The following is an 18,925-nucleotide window of genomic DNA, read 5'->3' as shown; positions in this document are numbered from 1 at the left end:
TGAATGCCATCGAGTTCCGCTGCGCCTGGCTCGGGCGGAAGATAGCGGCATTCACCGATGGATGAGGCCTCCCATGAAAACCGGCATGCTCGCTGCCCTGCTCGCCTTGCTGGCCGCCCTTGGCGGCTGTGCCAGCCCAGCCAGCACCCACACACAACCCTACGGGCACTTCTATGCGGCCACCGCCCTTTCCGGCGTCGCCCTGGCCGCTGGCCAGCGGGTGGCGGTGCTGCTGGGGCGGGACGCCGAGGCCACCCTGGAATACCTCGGCAGCCATCAAGCCCAGGCCGCCACGCCGGCCCAGGGCCAGCGCATTCCGGTAGCGACCCTGAGCAATGGCAGCCAGGCGTACGACTGGCTGGCACGCTCGCTGGCGCAGCAGTTCGCCGAAGTGACCTTCTATGACGACCTGGACACGCTGCTGGGCGACCACCCGGATGTCATCGTGCTGCTCGATACCGAAAGCCGCCTGGCCAGTGCCGAGATCGAAAGCCGGGTAGTGGCGCGCTTCTTCGACGACCAGCTGACCTACATCGGCCGCGCCGAAGGGCGGTCGCACAAGCGCCTGGGCGATGTGGCGCGGGTGGCCGAGGACGAACGCGCGGTGCAGGCCGATGCCTTGCGCGACTTTGACGATTCGTTGCAGGTGCTGTTGAAGCGCCGGGTCTGACGGCGCAATCGCGGGGTTGCTACTTGCCCCGCTGCATCCACGCCGCCCCCAGCCCACTCAGGCAGATCACCGCAATACCGACCAGGCTCAGGGTATCCGGCACCTGGCTGTAGACCACCAGGCCCAGCAACCCGGCAAACACGATCTGGCAATAGCTGAACGGCGCCAGCAAGGCCGGCGCGGCATGGCGAAAGGCCTGGGTCAGCAGCAGGTGCGCGGTCATGCCGAAGCCGCCCAGCGCCAGCATCAGCAATGCGTGGTCCCAGCGCGGCATCTCCCAGAAGAACGGCACCAGCGCGCTCATCGCCAAGGTGTTGCACAACCCCGCATAGAAATTGCTGGTAGTCGGGCTGTCATGCGCCGCCAGAATGCGCGTGAGCAATTGATAGAAGCAGAAGCCCAGCGCCGAACCGAACGGGTACAGGATGGCGGGGGTGAACATCCCCCCTCCCGGGTGCACCACCACCAGCACGCCGATGAAGCCCATCACCACCGCAACCCACTGCCCCACCGTGACCCGCTCCTTGAGCAACGGCGCCGACAGCGCAGTGACCAGCACCGGGGCGAGGAAGTTGACCGCCGTCGCTTCGGCCAGCGGCAGGTACTGCAGGCCACTGGTGAACAGCAAGCTGGTACTCAGCAGGCTCAACGCACGCAAGGTCTGTAACAGCGGGCGGCGCGTGCGCAACACGTTGAGCCCGGCCTTGGGCAGGAAAATGCCGGCCATCAGCAGCGTGTGCACCACATACCGCGCCCACACCACCATGATGATCGGGTACAGGCCACCAAGGAACTTGGACAGGGCGTCGTGACTGGCGAACAGGAACGTCGCCACCACCACCAGGGCAATGCCGCGCAGGGGTTGGTTGACTCCGGACAGCGGTGTGCTGGAACTCATGGCACTCTCGATGAAGGCGCGGCTGGGTGCGGCGCCCGGGGAAGGCCCGCGCGGGCATGGCCCGGCGGATGCGACAGCTGGAATTCTAGAAGAGATGCCGCAGCATAAGGAAGTTCCATCGCCGCTTGCCCCGGCCGATTGCAGTTTCTGTTCGCTGATCGACCACTTTTCGCAACGCACGCATGGCCCGTGACGTGCTGATCGCTGACCATCGACTGCGATCCCCCGCAGTCGACAAGGAATCTACATGCAAAGGCTCACCACCCGTAACGGCCTGGACCTGCCTGCAATCGGCCTGGGCACCTGGCCGATGACCGGCAGCGCGTGCACCCAGGCCGTGCGCCAGGCGCTTGAACTTGGCTATCGGCACATCGACACGGCCACCGCCTACGACAACGAAGCTGCCGTCGGCCAGGCCCTGCGCGACAGCGACGTACCACGCGAGCAGATCCACCTGACCACCAAGGTATGGTGGGATCGCCTGGCACCCAAGGCCATGCGCCAGTCCCTGGAAGACAGCCTACGCGCCCTCGGCACCGAACAGGTCGACCTGTTTCACATCCATTGGCCTGGCAAGGACTGCGACCTGGCCAGCAGTATCGAGACCCTGGTGGCGCTGCGTGACGAGGGCAAGGCGCGCAGCATCGGCGTGGCCAACTTCCCGCTGGGGCTGCTGCGCCAGGTGGTGGAAACCCTGGGTGCGCCGTTGTCGGCGATCCAGGTCGAGTACCACGTGCTGCTCGGCCAGCCAGCACTGCTGGACTACGCCCGCCGCCACGACCTGCTGCTCACCGCCTACACCCCGCTGGCCCGCGGCCAGGCAGCGGCACAGCCGGTGATCCAGGCGATCGCCGGCAAGCATGGCGTGCTACCCAGCCAGGTGGCGCTGAAATGGCTGCTGGATCAGGACGGCGTAGCGGTGATCCCCAAGGCGAGCAGCCGCGCTAACCAGCTGGCCAACCTGGCCGCTCTGAACGTGCAGCTGGATGACCAGGACCGCTTGGCGATTGCCGGCCTGCCAAAGGACCAACGATTGGTCAGCCCGGCGTTTGCGCCGGACTGGAACAGCTGAGCGAGTATCTGCACCTGGCCGCTACGGCTAATGCCGGGCGCCGCTCACCAGGAAATTGAGCAGGTCCGGCTCGTCCTCCAGGGTGATCGCCTGCGCCGGACGCGACAGCCCGGCCAGCACGGCGTTGCAGAAGGCCACCGCCGGCGCGTCCTGGGCGTAACAGCGCAACAGCCAATTGCCCTCGCCGCCCAGAAACTGCAACGCCACCGCCCGGCCGATGCCCTGCCGGCGGTATTTCTTCAAGATGAACAGGTCAGCCAGCTCGAACGCCTGGATAGCGGCCAATTCGCTGCGCTCCACCAGCACGAAGCCGGCAATGAAGCCGTCTGCCAGCACCAGGTAGGCGCCCCAGCCATCGGCTTGCCAGTAGCGTTGCAGGTGTTCGTCATGGATGTAGAAGCGGCCATCCACCTCGACGTCTTCCTGCTCCCAGTCGGAAGACTCGTAGGCGTAGAACTGGTAGAGGTTGCGGATCAACGGGGCCTGGTCAGCGGTGGTGGCCAGCAGTTCGATGGGCAGCATGGTGCGGGGCTCGGGTAAAGGACGGATGCCAGTTTACTCGCCTCGGGCAATAAAAAGCCCGGGCCCTCCCCGCACGGAAAGGCCCAGGCAAAAAACACCTGCAGGCGCGCCGCAGGGCTCAGTTGCTTTGCAATGCCCGCGGGCGATGGCTGCGCGCCTCGGCTGCCGGGGCCTTGGCCGCCTGCAGGTGGAAGTCGAAGGCCAGCTCGGCAAAGCGCTCGCCCTGCACACCGCGGGCGCGGGCTTGCGCAGCATCCTCGACAAAGCGCAGCTCGCCGACCAATCCGTCGCGGGTGGCATAGGCAAAGTCATCCCACAGGTACTGGTCACCGGCAAAGTTGATCTGCGTGGTCAAATGGCGGTGCCCGGGCGCCGAGATGAAGAAATGCACATGCGCCGGGCGCTGGCCATGGCGGCCGAGCAGGTCCAGGCACTCCTGGGTCGGCCCCTGCGGGTCGCAGCCATACCCCGAGGGCACGATGGAACGTGCGCGGTAGCGGCCCTCGGCGTCGGTGATGATGCGCCGGCGCAGGTTGTAGTCGGACTGGCTGGAGTCGAAGTAGGAATACGTGCCCTGGGTGTTGGCGTGCCACAGGTCAACGGTGGCACCGGCCAGCGGCGCGCCGTCGGCACCGAACACCTGGCCCTGGAGGAACATCACCACGCCTGGGTCGGTGCCATCGTCCATGCGCGCCTCACCCTGCGCCAGCGGCGCACCCGCCACATACAGCGGGCCCTCGATGGTACGCGGGGTGCCGCCGGTCAGGCCGGCCTCGGCGTCCTTGGCGTCCTGCAGCAGGTCGAGGAAGTGCTCGAGGCCCAGGCCCGCCGCCAGCAGGCCGGCTTCATTGCGCCCGCCCAGGCGGTTGAGGTAGTCAACCGCATGCCAGAACTCGTCCTCGGTGATTTCCAGGTCTTCGATCAGGCGGGCGCTGTCCTGCAGCACGCGCAGGATGATCTGCTTGAAACGCGGGTTGCCTGCGGCATGGCCCAGGCCGGCCACTTCGCTGAAGAACGCTTGAACATCGGCAGTGTGGGAAATCTTTGTGGTCATCGTGCTTTCCTCATCTTGTTCTTGTCAGGCACACAGGTGCGCATCAGCGGTCGTCGCTGTGGATCGACGAGGGGTGCCGGCACAAGCCGTCGACCTCGATGTCCATGTACGGGAACAGTGGCAGTTGCAGCAACGTATCGTGCAGCGCTTCGACACTGGGGACATCGAACACGCTGTAGTTGGCATAGTGCCCGGCAATGCGCCACAGGTGGCGCCAGGTACCTTCGCGCTGCAGGCGCTGGGCCAGTTCCTTTTCGTCGGCCTTGAGCTGGGCGGCCTTGGCCGGGTCCATGTCGAGCGGCAGTTTCACGGTCATCTTCACGTGGAACAGCATGGCGAGGTCTCCTTGCGTATGACTGGATCGTTTGGTTGGCAGGGCCCTTGGGCGCAGCGGGTTTACCCGCGAGCCCGGGCGAAGCGCGCCAGGCGCTGTTCGTCCAGGCTCAGGCCCAGGCCTGGGGTGCGTGGGATGTGCAAGTGGAAGTCGCGGTACTGCAGCGGCTCGTTGACGATCTCTTCGGTGAGCAGCAGCGGCCCGAACAGTTCGGTACCCCAGGTCAGCTGGCGCAGGGTAAGGAAGGCATGGGCCGAAGCCAGGGTGCCGATCGAGCCTTCGAGCATGGTCCCGCCGTACACGGCGATACCGGCGGCCTCGGCGATTTGCGCGGTGCGCAGCACCGCACGCGGGCCGCCGTTCTTGGCGATTTTCAGGGCGAAGATGCTGGCCGCGCCGTCGGCGGCCAGGCTGAAGGCGTCTTCGACACTTTCGATCGATTCGTCGGCCATGATCGGTGCGGGGCTGCGCTGGTTCAGGCGCACCTGGCCGCTGCGGTTGCTTCGTGAAATCGGTTGCTCGATCAGGTCGATGCCGTTGTCGCCGAGCACCTGGCAGGCACGGATGGCCTGGGACTCGTCCCAGTACTGGTTGACATCGACCCGCACGCTGGCGCTGTCGCCCAGTTCGCGCTTGATCGCCAGCACATGCTTGAGGTCCTGCGCCAACGGGTTGGCGCCGATCTTCAGCTTGAACACCCGGTGCCGGCGGCTTTCCAGCATGTGCCGGGCTTCGGCGATATCGCGGGCGGTATCGCCGCTGGCCAGGGTCCAGGCCACTTCCAGGCTGTCGCGCACGCGGCCGCCGAGCAGTTCGCTGACCGGCAGGCCGAGGCGCTTGCCCTGGGCATCGAGCAAGGCGCTCTCGATGCCCGACTTGGCGAACGTGTTGCCCTTGGCCAGCTTGTCCAGCTTGAGCATGGCGGCATTGATGTTGTCTGCCGGCAGGCCGACCAGCGCCGGGGCCAGGTGCGCATCGACGTTGGCCTTGATGCCTTCGGGGCTTTCGTAGCCGTAGGCCAGGCCACCGATGGTAGTGGCCTCGCCAATGCCTTCGACGCCATCGCTGCAGCGCACCCGCAATACCACCAGGGTCTGCTGCTGCATGGTGTGCATCGCCAGCTTGTGCGGGCGAATGGTCGGCAGGTCGACGATAATGGCTTCCATACGTTCAATCAGCGCGCTTGTCATTGTTGCCAGGTCCCGTTATATCGGGCTGCCAGCCGCAGACCCGAATGGTGCATTTACTTGATGGTTCAAGGATTGCGCGAGACCCTGATGGCCGTCCAATATCGAATGAATCTCCCACCATACCCTGGAGGTCTGATGGAGCTGCGCCACCTGCGTTACTTCAAGGTTCTGGCCGAGACCCTGAATTTCACCCGTGCCGCCGAATTGCTGCACATTGCCCAGCCACCGCTGAGCCGGCAGATCAGCCAGCTCGAGGACGAACTGGGCACGTTGCTGGTGGCGCGTGGACGCCCGCTGCGGCTGACCGAGGCCGGCCGCTACTTCTACGAACAGAGCTGCACCGTGCTGCAGCAGCTGCAGGCCATCAGCGACAACACTCGCCGCATCGGCCTGGGCCAGCGCCAATGGCTGGGTATCGGTTTCGCCCCCTCGACCCTGTATACGGTGTTGCCCGAGCTGATCCGCGAACTGCGCCAGGACAGCGAGCTGGAGCTGGGCCTGAACGAGATGACCACCTTGCAGCAGGTGGAAGCGCTGAAAAGCGGGCGCATCGACATTGCCTTCGGGCGCATTCGCATCGATGACCCGGCGATCCAGCAGCAGGTGCTGTGCGAAGACCCGCTGGTGGCCGTGCTGCCCAAGGGCCACCCGCTGGCGGGCGCGCCGCTGAGCCTTGCCGAACTGGCGGGCGAGGCGTTCATCCTCTACCCGGCCAACCCCCGGCCCAGCTATGCCGACCATGTGCTGGCGCTATTCGCCCAGCACGGCATGAGCATCCGCGTCAGCCAGTGGGCCAACGAGCTGCAGACCGCCATTGGCCTGGTGGCTGTCGGCGTGGGCGTGACCTTGGTGCCGGCCTCGGTGCAACAACAGCACCGCACCGATATCGAATACGTCGCCCTGCTCGACAGCGGCGCCGTCAGCCCGATCATCCTCAGCCGGCGCAAGGGCGACGTGAGCCCGATCGTGCAGCGCTGCCTGGCATTGATCGCCCAGCAAACCAGCCAGGGCCTGAATGTAGAAGCGGATTTATCCGCGATGCCGGCGACGCGGTGAATGGCACCGGCTGTGCCGGTGATCGCGGCTGAATGCCGCTCCTACAGGTACGGCGTCAACCCGAAGCCAGCGCGGTTCATACCTGTGGGAGCGGATTTATCCGCGATGCAAGCGACGCGGTGAATGGCACCGGCCTTGCCGGTGATCGCGGCTGAATCCGCTCCTACAACCGGCGCAGCACCTGTGGCAGCGGGCATGCCGGGGGAGAGCCGCAAGGCAGCCCCGATCGGCCTGCTGCATCAGGCGCGCAGCTGGTACCAGGTGGTCTTGAGCTGCGAATATTTGTCGAACGAATGCAGCGACAGGTCGCGACCAAACCCGGACTGCTTGCCACCGCCGAACGGCACCGCCACGTCCAGCGCATCGACCGTGTTCACCGACACCGTGCCGGCCTTCAGCGCCCGCGCCACGCGGTGGACCTGGTTGAAATCATCGCTCCACAGCGACGCCGCCAGGCCGTAGATGCTGTCATTGGCCAGGCGCACGGCCTGTTCCTCGGTGTCGAACACGCTGACCGCCAGCACCGGCCCGAACACCTCCTCCCGTGCCAGGCTCATGTGGCCCTCGACACCGGCGAAAATGGTCGGCTCGATGTAATTGTCCGAACCGTCGATGGTCAGGCGCCGGCCACCACACACCCGCCGTGCCCCCTCCTGCCCTGCCCGGGCGATGGCCGCCTCGATCCGGCCAGTCTGCTGCGCATCGACAATCGCACCGGCCCGGCTCGCCGGGTCCAGCGGATTACCCGGCAGCCACTGGCGGGCCTTGGCCTGCAGGCGTTCGACGAACGCGTCATGGATGGAACGCTGCACATATAGCCGCGAATTGGCCGAGCACACTTCGCCCTGGTTGAAGAAAATGCCGAACGCGGCCTTTTCCGCAGCCAGGTCCAGGTCCTGGCAGTTTTCGAACACCAGGTTGGGGCTCTTGCCGCCGCACTCCAGCCACACCTGCTTGAGGTTGGACTGCGCCGAATACCGCATGAAGTACTTGCCCACCTGGGTGGAGCCGGTGAACACCAGGCAATCCACGTCCGGGTGCAGGCCCAGTGCCCGCCCGGCCTGCTCGCCCAGGCCCGGCAGCACGTTCAGCACGCCTTCCGGCACCCCGGCCTGCAACGCCAGCTCGGCCAGGCGCAGGGCCGAGAACGGTGACTGCTCGGCGGGCTTGAGTACCACGCTGTTGCCGGCGGCGAGCGCCGGGGCGAGCTTCCATGCGGCCATGTCGAGCGGGAAGTTCCACGGCACTACCGCGGCGACAACGCCCAGGGCCTCACGGGTAATGGTGGCCAGCGCGTCGGGCGCGGTGGGTGCCACCTGGTCGTACAGCTTGTCCAGTGCCTCGCCATACCAGGCGAACACATGGGCCGAGCCCGGCACGTCGATGTTGTAGGCGTCCATGACCGGCTTGCCCATGTTCAGCGAGTCCAGCAGGGCCAGTTCTTCACGGTGGGCCATGATCAGCTCGGCCAGGCGCAGCAGGACCTTCTTGCGCTCGAGCGGAGCCATGCGCGGCCACGGGCCTTGTTCGAAGGCGCGGCGGGCGCTGGCGACGGCCAGGTCCACTTCGGCCTGGCCGCAGGCAGCGACCTGTGCCAGTACGGCATTGCTGGCGGGGTTGATGGCGACGAAGGTGGCGCCGTCCTGCGCGTTGACGGGCTTGCCGTCGATCAGCGCCTGGGCCGGGAGATGCAGGCCCGAGGCGCGTTGTTGCCAGAATTCGAGGGTGTACATTTGTACTCCTGGTAACGGTTGTAGCAACGTTTTCATAAGGGCTACGCAATTTCTGTGGGAGCGGGCGAGCCCGCGAATCAGGCGCTGCGGTGAATGGCACCGGCTTCGCCGGTGTTCGCGGGCTCGCCCGCTCCCACAGGGAAATGTGCTGCCCTTAGCAGCGGTTCAGAACTTGCCGACCAGGCGCGCCGTGCGGTCCACGGCGATGCGGGTCTTTTCCACCAGCTCATCCAGCTCGCTGTGGTTGGCGACCAGGGCCGGGGCCATGATCATCCGGCCCAGGGTCGAGCGAATGATCACCCCCTCCTCGAAACCGAAGGTGCGGCATTGCCAGGCCAGGTCGTTCTCGTTGGCGAAGCGCTTGCGCGTCGGCTTGTGCTCGGCAAACTGCAGCGCCGCCACCAAGCCGGCGCCCTGCACCTGGCCGATCAACGGGTGGTCGGCGAACACCTCGCGCAGGATGCGCTGCAGGTACGGCCCGGTGTCGTCCCGGACCTGGCGCACGATGCCTTCGTCACGCAGCGCTTTCAGGTTGGCGATTGCCACCGCCGCCGCCACCGGATGGCCGGAGTAGGTCAGGCCGTGGGCAAACACCCCGCCCCGCTCCACCAGCGCCTCGGCAATGCGCTTGCTCAGCACCAGGCCACCCATGGGCACGTAGCCACTGGTCAGGCCCTTGGCGATCGACAGGGTGTCGGGCTGGAAGCCGAAGTATTCATGGGCAAACCATTCTCCGGTGCGGCCAAAGCCGCCGATCACTTCATCAGCGCACAGCAGCACATCGTACTGGCGACAGATACGCTGGATCTCGGGCCAGTAGCTTTCCGGCGGGAAAATCATGCCGCCGGCGCCCTGGAACGGTTCGGCGATGAAACCGGCAACGTTCTCGGCACCCAGTTCGAGGATCTTTTCTTCCAGCTGCAGGGCACAGCGGCGGCCGAACTCGGCCGGGCTCAGGTCGCCGCCCTCGGCATACCAGTACGGTTCGTCGATGTGCGCCACATCCGGGATCAGCCCGCCCATTTCGTGCATGAACTTCATGCCGCCCAACGCCGTGGCGGCCAGCGTCGAGCCGTGGTAGCCGTTCCAGCGGCCGATCATGATCTTCTTGGCCGGCTGGCCGACCACCTGCCAGTAGCGGCGCACGGTGCGGATCAGCACTTCGTTGGCCTCGGAGCCGGAGTTGGTGTAGATCGCGTGGCTGTAATGCGCCGGCAGCAGGCTGAACAACAGCTCGGACAGTTCGATCACCGCCGGGTGGGTGGTGTGGAAGAACATGTTGTAGTAGGCCAGCTGGTCCATCTGCGTGGCGGCGGCGGCGGTCAGGTCGCGGCGGCCATAGCCGAGCTGGGTGCACCACAGGCCGGACATGCCGTCGAGGTAGCGCTTGCCCTCGCTGTCCCACAGGTGCAGGCGTTCACCGCCGACGATCACCCGCGGCCCTTCGGCGTTCAGCGCCTTCTGGTCGAGGAAGGCATGGATGTGGTGCGCGGCATCGGAAGCCTGGTAGTCGCGGGTCTGGCGTTGCGGGGCGAAAGGCGCATTCATTGTTGGTTTTCCTTTGCGGTGGGGGTGCAGGGCTGCCGGCGCTCAGCGCAGCTTGCCCATGTAGCTTTCCAGCGGGTCCTTGCCCAGCACGCCCTGGGCATTGGCCAGGGCGTCGATGAACAGGGAAAACAGCTCGGACTGGGTGCCGATGTCGAGCTTGGCGTAGACGTTCTTGCGGTGCGACTTGATGGTGTCTTCCGACACGCCCAGGCGCTCGGCCAGCGAGCGGGTGGAGTGGCCACGCAGGATCAGCTGGGCAATACGGCACTCGCGCTCGGTGAGCAATGAACTGCCGAAATTGTTCAGGGCCGCATGGATACGCTGCTCGAGGATGTTCTCGAAGCGCCCGGCACGGCTGTCGAGCCCGGCGAAGTGCCTGCCAAGCACCGCCAGCACCCACGGCGTGATGCAGCCGAACAGCGCGCGGCTGTGCCCATCGAGCTTGTCGGTGAACGCCAGCGACACGGCCAGGCTGTGCCCGGGCAGCAGCTGCAGGATGTAGTTCAGTTCATCCTGCAGGTGCGAATGGCGGTAGAACGACTGGTAGTACTCGCTCACCTCGAAATGGTCCGGCGCCACTTCGAACAGGCCATAGCAGCCAGACTCGACCTGCTCCACGCAAGCACCGTAGAACGGGTCGAGCAGGTAGAAGCCCGACAGGTAGCGGCTGACATTGCCTTCGGGCTGCCAGGGCGCGTTGTCGTCCTGCTCGAACAGTGCGCTGGGCATGCCGTGGTGCGGGTAGAGATACACCGTGGTCGCCTGGATCGGATGGATCACGCCCAGTGCGCCGAACAGGCTGGCAGCAAAGCCCGGGCGGCCGATGGCCTCGGTGACCTTGGCCTGGTGCTCGAACCACTGTTGTGTAAGCAATCGATGGGTCACGGTGGGCCTGCCATATCGAGTAGGGCACCGCCACGGTGCGGTGCGTTGTTAGATACTCCCATGGTGCCGCCAGCATCGGAATCACCCTTTGGGGTGAGCGCCTGCGCGCCTCGTCCGGCTCACCCCAAAGGGTGATTCCGGGCACCTGCGGGGTGTGGGAGCATCAATCCGCCCCACGCTGCGAGCCCCGCGCTCGACCTCCTTGCACAACGCCCACCGGCAGCGAGCCCCCTCGCCTGCTGCGGTGTCCTGCATCCCTTTCTAGGAGCTAGCAATGCATACAACAACAAGTACAGCCCAATCCGCCGCCGCGCATGCCCCGTCCCCGACCCCGACCGGGCGCTTCCGCACCTCCATGGGCATGACCGCCCTGATCCTGTTCGGCCTGGCCTACATGGTGCCGCTGGCCGTGTTCACCACCTACGGGCTGGTTACCCAGATGACCAAGGGGCACCTGCCCACCGCCTACCTGCTGACCCTCGCCGCCATGCTGCTGACCGCCTACAGCTATGGGCGCATGGTCCAGGCCCACCCCTATTCCGGGTCGGTGTATACCTACACGCGCAAGGCGTTCGGCAGCCACATAGGCTTCATCACCGGCTGGACGCTGCTGCTCGACTACATCTTCCTGCCATTGCTCAGCTACCTGCTGATCGGCATCTACATGGCGGAATACTTTCCGGCCATTCCCGCCTGGGTCTGGGTGCTGAGCTCGATTGCCCTGGTCACCTTCCTCAACTTGATCGGCATTGAATCCATCACCCGGGTCAACTGGCTCCTGGTCGTGCTGCAGCTGGTGTTCATCGTGGTGTTCGTCGCCCTGTCGATACGCAACCTCGGCAGCCAGGCCGCACCGCCATCGCTGCTGGCGCCCTTCCATCACGAGGGCTTCAGCGTGCCATTGATCATGACCGGCGCCGCCGTGCTGTGCCTGTCGTTCCTGGGCTTCGATGCGGTGTCGACCATGGCCGAGGAAACCAGCAACCCGACCTACCGCATCCCCATGGCGATCCTCGCGGTGTCGCTGATCGGCGGCCTGCTGTTCCTGGTGGTGTCGTACTGCGCGCAGATGGTGTTTCCCGACTGGGGCAACTTCGCCGACCCCGACTCGGCTTCGGTGGACGTGATGCGGCGGGTAGGCGGGGAACTGCTGGTGACCGCCTTCACCGCCACCTATGTGGCCGGCTGCTTCGCCTCGGCCATGGTGTCCCAGGCCAGCGTGTCGCGGGTGCTGTTCGCCATGGGCCGCGACGGCGCACTGCCGCGGGCATTCGGCCAATTGCTGACGAAAAAGCGCGTCCCGGCCGCGGCCATCGTGCTGGTCAGCCTGCTGTCGCTGGTCGCCCTGGTGATCACCCTCGACACCGTGGCCAACATGATCAGCTTTGGCGCGTTGTTCGCCTTCTCCGCGGTGAACCTGGCAGTGGTCAAGCACTACCTGGTCGATCAGCGCCTGCGCGGGGCGCGCAACTACCTGCTGTATGGCATCGTGCCTGGCCTGGGCTTTCTCAGCACGTTGTGGCTGTGGAGCAGCCTGACCCGCCTGTCATTCACCATCGGCCTGTGCTGGATGGGCGTGGGCCTGGTGGTACTGCTCGGGCTCACCCGGGCGTTGCGGGTGAAGCTGCCGGAGCTGCAGATGGCCGAGTGACGGCACGCTTGCACGGTGCCTGTGGGGCGGGTTCACCCGCCGACACCGGCACCACCGGTGTCAGGCGGGGGCCGCCTGCTTCCGCTGAACCCGCTGGCAAACAGGCCGGGCAGGGCTCGGGCAGCGAGGTGTATACAATTTCGCAAGACTCTGCTTACATGTTGCGGCGCCTACGACAGCGACAATCGTCGCTGGGTATTGCGCAGGCACATGCTATGCCCAAGACACTATTGGTAAAAAACGCCGCCCTGCTGGTCACCATGGACGGCGAACGCCGCGAGATCAGCAACGGCGGCCTGTTCATCGAAGACAACCTGATCCGCCAGGTCGGCGCCAGCGACACCCTGCCCCAGCACGCCGACGTGGTGCTGGACATGGCCGGCAAGGTGGTCATCCCTGGCCTGGTCAACACCCACCACCACATGTACCAGAGCCTCACCCGCGTGGTGCCGGCGGCCCAGGACGGCGAACTGTTCAACTGGCTGACCAACCTGTACCCGATCTGGGCGCGCCTGACCCCCGAGATGATCGCGGTGTCGACCCAGACCGCCATGGCGGAACTGATCCTGTCCGGCTGCACCACCTCCAGCGACCACCTGTACATCTACCCCAACGGCTGCAAGCTCGACGACAGCATCCACGCCGCCGACGAGATCGGCATGCGCTTCCACGCCGCCCGCGGCAGCATGAGCGTGGGCCGCAGCCAGGGCGGCCTGCCGCCTGACGCCGTGGTGGAGAAGGAGGCCGACATCCGCAAGGAGTCCCAGCGCCTGATCGAGGACTACCACGATGCCAGCCACGGCGCGATGCGCCGCATCGTGGTGGCGCCGTGCTCGCCGTTCTCGGTCAGCCGCGACCTGATGCGCGAAGCGGCGGTGCTGGCGCGCCAGTACGGCGTGTCGTTGCACACGCACCTGGCCGAGAACGTCAACGACATTGCCTACAGCCGCGAGAAGTTCGGCATGACCCCGGCCGAATACGCCGAGGACCTCGGCTGGGTCGGCCACGATGTGTGGCATGCCCATTGTGTGCAACTGGACCAGCACGGCATCGAACTGTTCGCCCGTACCGGTACCGGTGTGGCCCACTGCCCATGCTCGAACATGCGCCTGGCCTCGGGCATCGCCCCGGTACGCAAGATGCGCGACCATGGCGTGCCGGTAGGCCTGGGGGTGGACGGTTCGGCGTCCAACGACGGCGCCAGCATGATCGGTGAAGTGCGCCAGGCCTTGCTGCTGCAACGGGTCGGCTTCGGCCCCGACGCGATGACCGCGCGCGAAGCGCTGGAAATCGCCACCCTCGGCGGCGCCAAGGTGCTGAACCGCAACGACATCGGCGCCCTCGCCCCCGGCATGGTCGCCGACTTGGTCGCCTTCGACCTGGCCCAGGTGGCATATGCCGGTGGCCATCATGACCCGCTGGCGGCGCTGGTGTTCTGCACCCCGACCCAGGTGCATACCAGCGTGATCAATGGCCGTGTGGTGGTGCAGGACGGCCAACTGCTCACCGTCGACCTGCCACGGGTCCTCGAGCGCCATAACCAGTTGGCCCAGCAACTGGTCAGCGGCGAATAACCAGGCTGGCCGGGTGTCGCGACGGGCTGCCAGGCAGCCTGGTCGTGGCCCTGGCCGCACCCACTGCGGAGGCTCAGAGGGCCATGACCATCTCATGCCAGGCCATGCCACCGTGCTCCGACGGCGATGGCTGCACGTACTGGTAACCCATCTTCTGGTACAGCGGCACATGCTGCTGCTTGCACATCAGGTGGATGGTCTGCTTGCCCGCGGCCTTCATGCGCCTGATGAACTCGTCCATCAGGCGCCTGGCGTAGCCTTGGCCTTGGTGCGCCGGGTCGACCACCACCGACATGACCACCACATTCGGCGCTTGCGGGTCGTGCCCGACCAGCTCCTTGAAGGCTTCATCGGCCATCTCCACCTGGTGGGCGCAGCCGCTGTTGATGAAACCGACAACCTCTCCCGCCTGCTCCAGCATCAGGAAACCTTGTGGGTACTGTGCGATACGGGTACGGATCTTCTCCAGTGTGGCCGCTTCATCCCCTTCATAGGCGCCGATCTCGATGGCGTAGCAACGCTCGGCGTCTGCGGCGGTGGGGGTGCGGAACTGCAGAGTGCTCATGGCGGGTTTCCTTGACGGTGATTGGCAAAGCGGCCGTCATGGTAAATGACTGGCCAGCTGGACAGGCAGCTTTCTCAAACCCGTTGCGTGGCGCTTGCTGAGGGCCACGGGTGACAAGCATCATGGCGCATTGCCCAGTCACTATGGATACGCCGATGGCCTCAGTGCCGCTATCGCTCGCCGAACCCGGCCGCTGCAAACGCTTGAAGGCTGCCAGCAGCCAGGCCCACGACTATGTCGACCAACGGGTGATGGCTGCCAGGCCGTTCGAGAGCCGCGAACGCTACGCTCGCTTCCTGCAGGTACAGCATCGCTTTCATGGCAGCCTGCTGGCGTTATACCGCGATGAACAGCTCAACCTGCTGCTGCCTGGGCTGGCGCAGCTGTCGCGCACTGCCGCGGTCGAGCATGACCTGAGCGATCTGGGCCTGCCAGTGCCGGCGCTCCCTCGACAGGTCTGTGCCAGCCCGGCCCAGGCCCTGGGCTGGCTGTACTGCAGCGAGGGGTCGAACCTTGGCGCTGCGTTTCTGCTCAGGCAGGCCCAGCGCCTGGGCCTGGACGCCGGCCTCGGCGCTCGCCACCTGGCGCCACATCCGCAGGGCCGGGCGCTGCCCTGGCGGCAGTTCGTCGCCAGGCTGGACGGCTTATCGCTGAATGCACAGGAAGAAGCCGAGATGGTCGCTGGCGCGATTGCCGCGTTCGGCAGCTATCAAAAGCACCTGCGAGCGCTGTTTGCCTGAATCGGCAACCGCTGATCGGGTTGTTTCAAAAGTTGTACAAGTTGTTGCCATAGCGAACTTTTTTCCGTTTGCCGGTCTATGTGGGAGGCACAGAAAGGTAGCGGGACGCGAGACAGAATCGCCAACCACCTGCTGGCCAGATGGCTCAATTGTTCTCAGAGGTTGGCTTCGCTCATGAAAATACATGTCGCAAGGTGGATGCTGCTCGGCCTGTTCTCGTTGGCGGCGATGGGCACGGCATCGGCAACCCCCGTGAAAGCGTCCGTGACGGCTGCCCCGGCCGTGCAATCCCCCTTGCAGCCGGCCGGCAACCCCTGGGCGAAGTTGGCCGGTGCGGCCGCCGAGCAGCCGGCCACGCTGCTGGCCCATGGTGACGATCGCTGGCATGACCACAGAAGCGACTGGCGCCGCGAACAGTGGCGCCGCGAGCAGGCCCGACGTGACTGGGAGCGCCGGCGCGACTGGGAATATCGCCGTGACTGGGAACGCCGCCGGGACTGGGAGCGCCGCCATGAGCGGGCCATGCACCAGCGCTACCACGACGATTATCGTTACTACCGCCGGTGATACGTGGCAACTGGCGCGGCCTTGACGGCTGCGCTGGTTGCTCAGCTGGCGGTATCCGCCGCCGCCTCGGCTGCCATCTTCAGGCGGTCGGCCTTGCAGATGTACTTTGGCTTGCGCGGCGCCAGTTTCGCGCTGGCCTTCTTGGCATGCGCCTGCAGTAGCTGCTTGATCTTCTTGCGACGGTTCATTCTCGTTCGACCTGTCAGTGCGGTTTGGCTGGATGCATCATACCTTGCCTGGGCCAACACCTCGTTGACGTTATTTTCACACCCGGCAGATTAGCGTCACGCCCTTTCCGGCGCCGCACAGATCCACTGGCCGCCAAGGTACGACGAGGCAAACGTGTCACACACTCCATCCCCTTCTTCGCCCAAGCGCGTGGACTGGGCCGGCCTGGGCTGGCTCCTGCTGTTCTTCTGGTACTTCTCGGGCGTGACCCAGGCGCTGCTGCTGTTCAGCGGCACCACCGGTTTCGCCGGTTTCCGCGACGCCCTGTTCCTCAGCAGCCTGTGGCTGGCCCCGGTACTGCTGCTGCCGCGCTTCACCCGCGCCACGGCCGCGGTCATCGGCCTGGTTCTGTGGGCCGCGTCGCTGGTAGGTTTGAGCTACTTCGGCATCTATCGCCAGGAGTTTTCGCAAAGCGTGATCTTCGTGATGTTCGAGTCCAACACCGCCGAGGCCGGTGAGTACTTCAGCCAGTACTTCAGCGCCTGGCTTGGCCTGGCACTGCTGCTGTACACGCTGGTCGCCGTATTGCTGTGGAAACGCGTGCGCCCGGTACGCCTGCCGCTGCGCAGCCGCCTGCCGGTGGTCGCCCTGTTGCTGCTGGCCAACCTGGTGTATCCGTTCTACAAACAGATGGTCACCCAGCAACGCAGCTTTGCCGACGCGGCAGAAAAGGTCCAGCAGCGCATGGAGCCGGCCGTGCCCTGGCAACTGCTGGTCGGCTACCGCCAGTACCGCCAGCAACTGGACAACATGCAGCAGTTACTGGCCCAGAATGCCGCGCTGCCGCCCCTGCAGAACCTGCAGGACAGCAGCGGTGCAGCGCCACGCACACTGGTGCTGGTGCTGGGTGAATCGACCACCCGCGAGCACATGCACCTGTACGGCTACAACCGTGACACCACGCCCAACCTCGATGCGCTGGCGGCCAGCGACGAGGGCCTGACGGTGTTCCGCAACGTGGTGTCGCCACGCCCGTACACCATCGAAGTGATGCAGCAGATCCTCACCTTCGGCGACGAGCAGAACCCGGACCGCTTCCTCACCGATCCGTCGCTGATCAACCTGATGAAGCAGGCCGGCTACAAGACCTTCTGGATCACCAACCAGCAGACCATGACCAAGCGCAATACCATGCTGACCACCTTCTCGCAGCAGACGGACGCGCCGGTCTACCTGAACAACCAGCGTAACCAGAATGCCAGCCAGTACGATGACGTGGTGCTGGCACCGTTCGAGAAGGCCCTGCAAGACCCGGCGCCGAACAAGTTCATCATCGTGCACCTGCTGGGTACGCACATGGACTATCGCTACCGCTACCCGGACGACTACGCGCACTTCACCGACCGCCAGGGCGCGCCCGGCGTGCTGACGCCCGAGCAGGTGGAAACCTACAACTTCTACGACAACGCGGTGCGCTACAACGACTACGTGGTCTCGAGCCTGATCAAGCGCTATTCGGCCACCACCCCGAATGGTTTCCTGCTGTACCTGTCCGACCATGGCGAGGACGTGTACAGCTCCGGCAACCACGACCGCCTGGGGCGCAATGAAGGCGCGCCGACTCGGCCGATGTACACCATCCCGTTCCTGCTGTGGACCTCGCCAAGCTGGCGGGCCGAGCACCCGCGCGATTTGCAGGCGATGGCCGACCGCCCCTACAGCAGCTCGCACCTGATCCACACCCTGTCCGACCTCGCCGGGTTGAGCTACGACCGCTACGAGCCGGCGAAGAGCCTGGTGAGCCCGCAGTTCGTGGTGGCACCGCGCTGGATTGGCGACCCGTACCGCAAGGATGGCCTGCGCGAGTTCGACCGCCTGCCGCAGGACAAGGCCGAGCGGGTGCAGGAGACGGTCAGCAACAGCCAGGCGCAGAACGGTGCAGGCCCGAACTGACGATGGGTAATTGCGCCCCTTTCGCGACACAAGGCCAGGCTAACGTAGCCCCTGTAGGAGCGGATTTATCCGCGAAGCAGGCGGCGCGCTAGATGGCACTGGCTGTGCCGGTGTTCGCGGGCATGCCCGCTCCCACAAGATCGGGCAAGCCGCTAGATCCTGGGCAAGACAGCAGCTTGCACAAGCTCAACCTCGCTTCAGTCAGGCCGGCTGGCTACAACTCCCCTGGCGGGCGCTGCTTCGCACGGCCTCGGCCAGCTTGCGCAGGTTGGCCTGGTGGGCATTGACCAGGCTGGTGATGCTGTTGTCCGCTGGCGTTTGCAGCGAGGTGCGGCAGGTCAGTTCTGCCCGCCCCGGCTGGCTCAGACGCCACAGGGCTTCCAGCGAGGCGTAGCGCCCTGGCACCATGTCGAAGCGCTGCACGTCCACCCGCAGCAGCGCCTTGCTGCTACCCACCGGTCCACCCAGCTGGTCTTGCAGGGCACTGCGCAATTCATCCACCAGGTTGGCCCCCCACCACTCCGTCTCGAGAATGGCCAGGCCGCTCTGCCCTTGCCGTACCACCAATTGCGGGCGGTCTACCTGCGGCGGCACTGCCACCCTGGCCACCTGGATGCGTTGGCCGCCGTCACGCAGCGGCTCGCTGGGCACCAAGGTGTGATAGTTGTTTGGCGTGCTGCAGCCCCACAGCAGTGCCAGCAGCCCGGCCCCACATACATTGCGCAGTCGTTGCATCGACGCTCTC

The 18,925-nt window shown here is 65.6% G+C and carries 19 protein-coding genes; 8 read left to right on the top strand and 11 right to left on the bottom strand.

The window, feature by feature from the left end; genetic code table 11:
• The first annotated feature begins 73 nt into the window (after positions 1-73).
• Positions 74-670 carry a hypothetical protein gene (locus tag ACJA3S_RS10850; RefSeq protein WP_406821829.1) on the top strand — a complete coding sequence of 199 codons (597 nt, stop codon included), beginning with the start codon at positions 74-76 and terminating at the stop codon, positions 668-670.
• A 19-nt stretch (positions 671-689) separates the two neighbouring features.
• Here ACJA3S_RS10850 and ACJA3S_RS10845 read toward each other — a convergent pair whose 3' ends face one another.
• Positions 690-1,568 (bottom strand): DMT family transporter, encoded by an 879-nt coding sequence (locus tag ACJA3S_RS10845; RefSeq protein ID WP_406821828.1) that lies wholly within the window; start codon positions 1,566-1,568, stop codon positions 690-692.
• Positions 1,569-1,815: 247 nt separating this feature from the next.
• On the opposite strand from ACJA3S_RS10845, the gene ACJA3S_RS10840 reads away from it, so the two are divergent.
• Positions 1,816-2,640 carry an aldo/keto reductase gene (locus tag ACJA3S_RS10840; protein ID WP_406821827.1) on the top strand — a complete coding sequence of 275 codons (825 nt, stop codon included), beginning with the start codon at positions 1,816-1,818 and terminating at the stop codon, positions 2,638-2,640.
• Positions 2,641-2,667: 27 nt separating this feature from the next.
• Here ACJA3S_RS10840 and ACJA3S_RS10835 read toward each other — a convergent pair whose 3' ends face one another.
• The 4 genes from ACJA3S_RS10835 to ACJA3S_RS10820 form a co-directional block, all read right to left on the bottom strand.
• Complete coding sequence (locus ACJA3S_RS10835) at positions 2,668-3,162, bottom strand: GNAT family N-acetyltransferase (protein ID WP_406821826.1); 495 nt, start codon at positions 3,160-3,162, stop codon at positions 2,668-2,670.
• A 118-nt stretch (positions 3,163-3,280) separates the two neighbouring features.
• Complete coding sequence (gene catA, locus ACJA3S_RS10830; RefSeq protein ID WP_406821825.1) at positions 3,281-4,216, bottom strand: catechol 1,2-dioxygenase; 936 nt, start codon at positions 4,214-4,216, stop codon at positions 3,281-3,283.
• Between the two features lie 43 nt (positions 4,217-4,259).
• Positions 4,260-4,550: a muconolactone Delta-isomerase gene (gene catC / locus ACJA3S_RS10825; protein ID WP_406821824.1), complete on the bottom strand. Its 291-nt coding sequence runs from the start codon at positions 4,548-4,550 to the stop codon at positions 4,260-4,262.
• Between the two features lie 62 nt (positions 4,551-4,612).
• Positions 4,613-5,740: a muconate cycloisomerase family protein gene (locus ACJA3S_RS10820; protein WP_406821823.1), complete on the bottom strand. Its 1,128-nt coding sequence runs from the start codon at positions 5,738-5,740 to the stop codon at positions 4,613-4,615.
• A gap of 135 nt (positions 5,741-5,875) precedes the next feature.
• Between ACJA3S_RS10820 and ACJA3S_RS10815 the strand changes: the two genes are divergently transcribed.
• A complete protein-coding gene (locus ACJA3S_RS10815) occupies positions 5,876-6,796 on the top strand; it encodes a LysR family transcriptional regulator (RefSeq protein WP_406821822.1) in 921 nt (306 codons plus the stop codon).
• A gap of 239 nt (positions 6,797-7,035) precedes the next feature.
• On the opposite strand, the gene ACJA3S_RS10810 is transcribed toward ACJA3S_RS10815, so the two are convergent.
• The 3 genes from ACJA3S_RS10810 to ACJA3S_RS10800 form a co-directional block, all read right to left on the bottom strand.
• A complete protein-coding gene (locus ACJA3S_RS10810) occupies positions 7,036-8,529 on the bottom strand; it encodes an aldehyde dehydrogenase (protein ID WP_406821821.1) in 1,494 nt (497 codons plus the stop codon).
• 165 nt (positions 8,530-8,694) lie between these two features.
• On the bottom strand, positions 8,695-10,077 hold the full coding sequence (locus ACJA3S_RS10805; protein WP_186689954.1) for an aspartate aminotransferase family protein: 1,383 nt from the start codon (positions 10,075-10,077) through the stop codon (positions 8,695-8,697).
• A 42-nt stretch (positions 10,078-10,119) separates the two neighbouring features.
• Positions 10,120-10,962, bottom strand: a complete 843-nt coding sequence (locus tag ACJA3S_RS10800) for a LuxR C-terminal-related transcriptional regulator (RefSeq protein WP_406821820.1) — start codon at positions 10,960-10,962, stop codon at positions 10,120-10,122.
• Between the two features lie 274 nt (positions 10,963-11,236).
• Between ACJA3S_RS10800 and ACJA3S_RS10795 the strand changes: the two genes are divergently transcribed.
• Together ACJA3S_RS10795 and ACJA3S_RS10790 are read left to right on the top strand one after the other, a co-directional pair.
• Entirely contained in the window at positions 11,237-12,613 is a 1,377-nt protein-coding gene (locus tag ACJA3S_RS10795) for an APC family permease (protein WP_406821819.1), read from the top strand.
• Positions 12,614-12,828: 215 nt separating this feature from the next.
• Positions 12,829-14,187: an 8-oxoguanine deaminase gene (locus tag ACJA3S_RS10790; RefSeq protein ID WP_406821818.1), complete on the top strand. Its 1,359-nt coding sequence runs from the start codon at positions 12,829-12,831 to the stop codon at positions 14,185-14,187.
• 73 nt (positions 14,188-14,260) lie between these two features.
• Here the strand turns inward: ACJA3S_RS10790 and ACJA3S_RS10785 are convergent, their stop codons facing one another.
• The gene (locus ACJA3S_RS10785) at positions 14,261-14,752 is read right to left on the bottom strand and encodes a GNAT family N-acetyltransferase (protein ID WP_406821817.1); all 492 of its coding nucleotides are present in this window, start codon (positions 14,750-14,752) and stop codon (positions 14,261-14,263) included.
• A 155-nt stretch (positions 14,753-14,907) separates the two neighbouring features.
• Here ACJA3S_RS10785 and ACJA3S_RS10780 point away from each other — a divergent pair, with 155 nt between their 5' ends.
• The gene (locus ACJA3S_RS10780; protein ID WP_406821816.1) at positions 14,908-15,492 is read left to right on the top strand and encodes a biliverdin-producing heme oxygenase; all 585 of its coding nucleotides are present in this window, start codon (positions 14,908-14,910) and stop codon (positions 15,490-15,492) included.
• A 198-nt stretch (positions 15,493-15,690) separates the two neighbouring features.
• Positions 15,691-16,059, top strand: coding sequence for a hypothetical protein (locus ACJA3S_RS10775; RefSeq protein WP_406822236.1), 369 nt, complete (start codon positions 15,691-15,693; stop codon positions 16,057-16,059).
• 41 nt (positions 16,060-16,100) lie between these two features.
• Here ACJA3S_RS10775 and ACJA3S_RS10770 read toward each other — a convergent pair whose 3' ends face one another.
• The gene (locus tag ACJA3S_RS10770) at positions 16,101-16,247 is read right to left on the bottom strand and encodes a DUF2986 domain-containing protein (RefSeq protein WP_406821815.1); all 147 of its coding nucleotides are present in this window, start codon (positions 16,245-16,247) and stop codon (positions 16,101-16,103) included.
• A 154-nt stretch (positions 16,248-16,401) separates the two neighbouring features.
• Here ACJA3S_RS10770 and ACJA3S_RS10765 point away from each other — a divergent pair, with 154 nt between their 5' ends.
• Complete coding sequence (locus tag ACJA3S_RS10765; protein ID WP_406821814.1) at positions 16,402-18,180, top strand: phosphoethanolamine transferase CptA; 1,779 nt, start codon at positions 16,402-16,404, stop codon at positions 18,178-18,180.
• A 201-nt stretch (positions 18,181-18,381) separates the two neighbouring features.
• Here the strand turns inward: ACJA3S_RS10765 and ACJA3S_RS10760 are convergent, their stop codons facing one another.
• The gene (locus tag ACJA3S_RS10760; protein ID WP_406821813.1) at positions 18,382-18,915 is read right to left on the bottom strand and encodes a membrane integrity-associated transporter subunit PqiC; all 534 of its coding nucleotides are present in this window, start codon (positions 18,913-18,915) and stop codon (positions 18,382-18,384) included.
• Positions 18,916-18,925: the final 10 nt, after the last annotated feature.

Origin of the sequence: Pseudomonas sp. KnCO4 (genome assembly GCF_045344305.1) — a bacterium.
In the GTDB taxonomy this organism is placed as follows: Bacteria; Pseudomonadota; Gammaproteobacteria; order Pseudomonadales; family Pseudomonadaceae; genus Aquipseudomonas; species Aquipseudomonas anuradhapurensis.
Note: the sequence above shows the minus strand (reverse complement) of the source record. Positions and strands in the feature narration are given on the sequence as shown.

Excerpts from the sequence above, each read along its gene's own strand:
- ACJA3S_RS10785 (WP_406821817.1), bottom strand. The coding sequence starts at position 14,752 with ATGAGCACTCTGCAGTTCCGCACCCCCACCGCCGCAGACGCCGAGCGT.
- ACJA3S_RS10775 (WP_406822236.1), top strand. The coding sequence starts at position 15,691 with ATGCTGCTCGGCCTGTTCTCGTTGGCGGCGATGGGCACGGCATCGGCA.
- ACJA3S_RS10815 (WP_406821822.1), top strand. The coding sequence starts at position 5,876 with ATGGAGCTGCGCCACCTGCGTTACTTCAAGGTTCTGGCCGAGACCCTG.
- ACJA3S_RS10820 (WP_406821823.1), bottom strand. The coding sequence starts at position 5,740 with ATGACAAGCGCGCTGATTGAACGTATGGAAGCCATTATCGTCGACCTG.
- ACJA3S_RS10805 (WP_186689954.1), bottom strand. The coding sequence starts at position 10,077 with ATGAATGCGCCTTTCGCCCCGCAACGCCAGACCCGCGACTACCAGGCT.
- ACJA3S_RS10790 (WP_406821818.1), top strand. The coding sequence starts at position 12,829 with ATGCCCAAGACACTATTGGTAAAAAACGCCGCCCTGCTGGTCACCATG.
- ACJA3S_RS10850 (WP_406821829.1), top strand. The coding sequence starts at position 74 with ATGAAAACCGGCATGCTCGCTGCCCTGCTCGCCTTGCTGGCCGCCCTT.
- ACJA3S_RS10780 (WP_406821816.1), top strand. The coding sequence starts at position 14,908 with ATGGCCTCAGTGCCGCTATCGCTCGCCGAACCCGGCCGCTGCAAACGC.
- ACJA3S_RS10845 (WP_406821828.1), bottom strand. The coding sequence starts at position 1,568 with ATGAGTTCCAGCACACCGCTGTCCGGAGTCAACCAACCCCTGCGCGGC.
- catA (WP_406821825.1), bottom strand. The coding sequence starts at position 4,216 with ATGACCACAAAGATTTCCCACACTGCCGATGTTCAAGCGTTCTTCAGC.
- ACJA3S_RS10795 (WP_406821819.1), top strand. The coding sequence starts at position 11,237 with ATGCATACAACAACAAGTACAGCCCAATCCGCCGCCGCGCATGCCCCG.
- ACJA3S_RS10840 (WP_406821827.1), top strand. The coding sequence starts at position 1,816 with ATGCAAAGGCTCACCACCCGTAACGGCCTGGACCTGCCTGCAATCGGC.
- catC (WP_406821824.1), bottom strand. The coding sequence starts at position 4,550 with ATGCTGTTCCACGTGAAGATGACCGTGAAACTGCCGCTCGACATGGAC.
- ACJA3S_RS10810 (WP_406821821.1), bottom strand. The coding sequence starts at position 8,529 with ATGTACACCCTCGAATTCTGGCAACAACGCGCCTCGGGCCTGCATCTC.
- ACJA3S_RS10770 (WP_406821815.1), bottom strand. The coding sequence starts at position 16,247 with ATGAACCGTCGCAAGAAGATCAAGCAGCTACTGCAGGCGCATGCCAAG.
- ACJA3S_RS10835 (WP_406821826.1), bottom strand. The coding sequence starts at position 3,162 with ATGCTGCCCATCGAACTGCTGGCCACCACCGCTGACCAGGCCCCGTTG.
- ACJA3S_RS10760 (WP_406821813.1), bottom strand. The coding sequence starts at position 18,915 with ATGCAACGACTGCGCAATGTATGTGGGGCCGGGCTGCTGGCACTGCTG.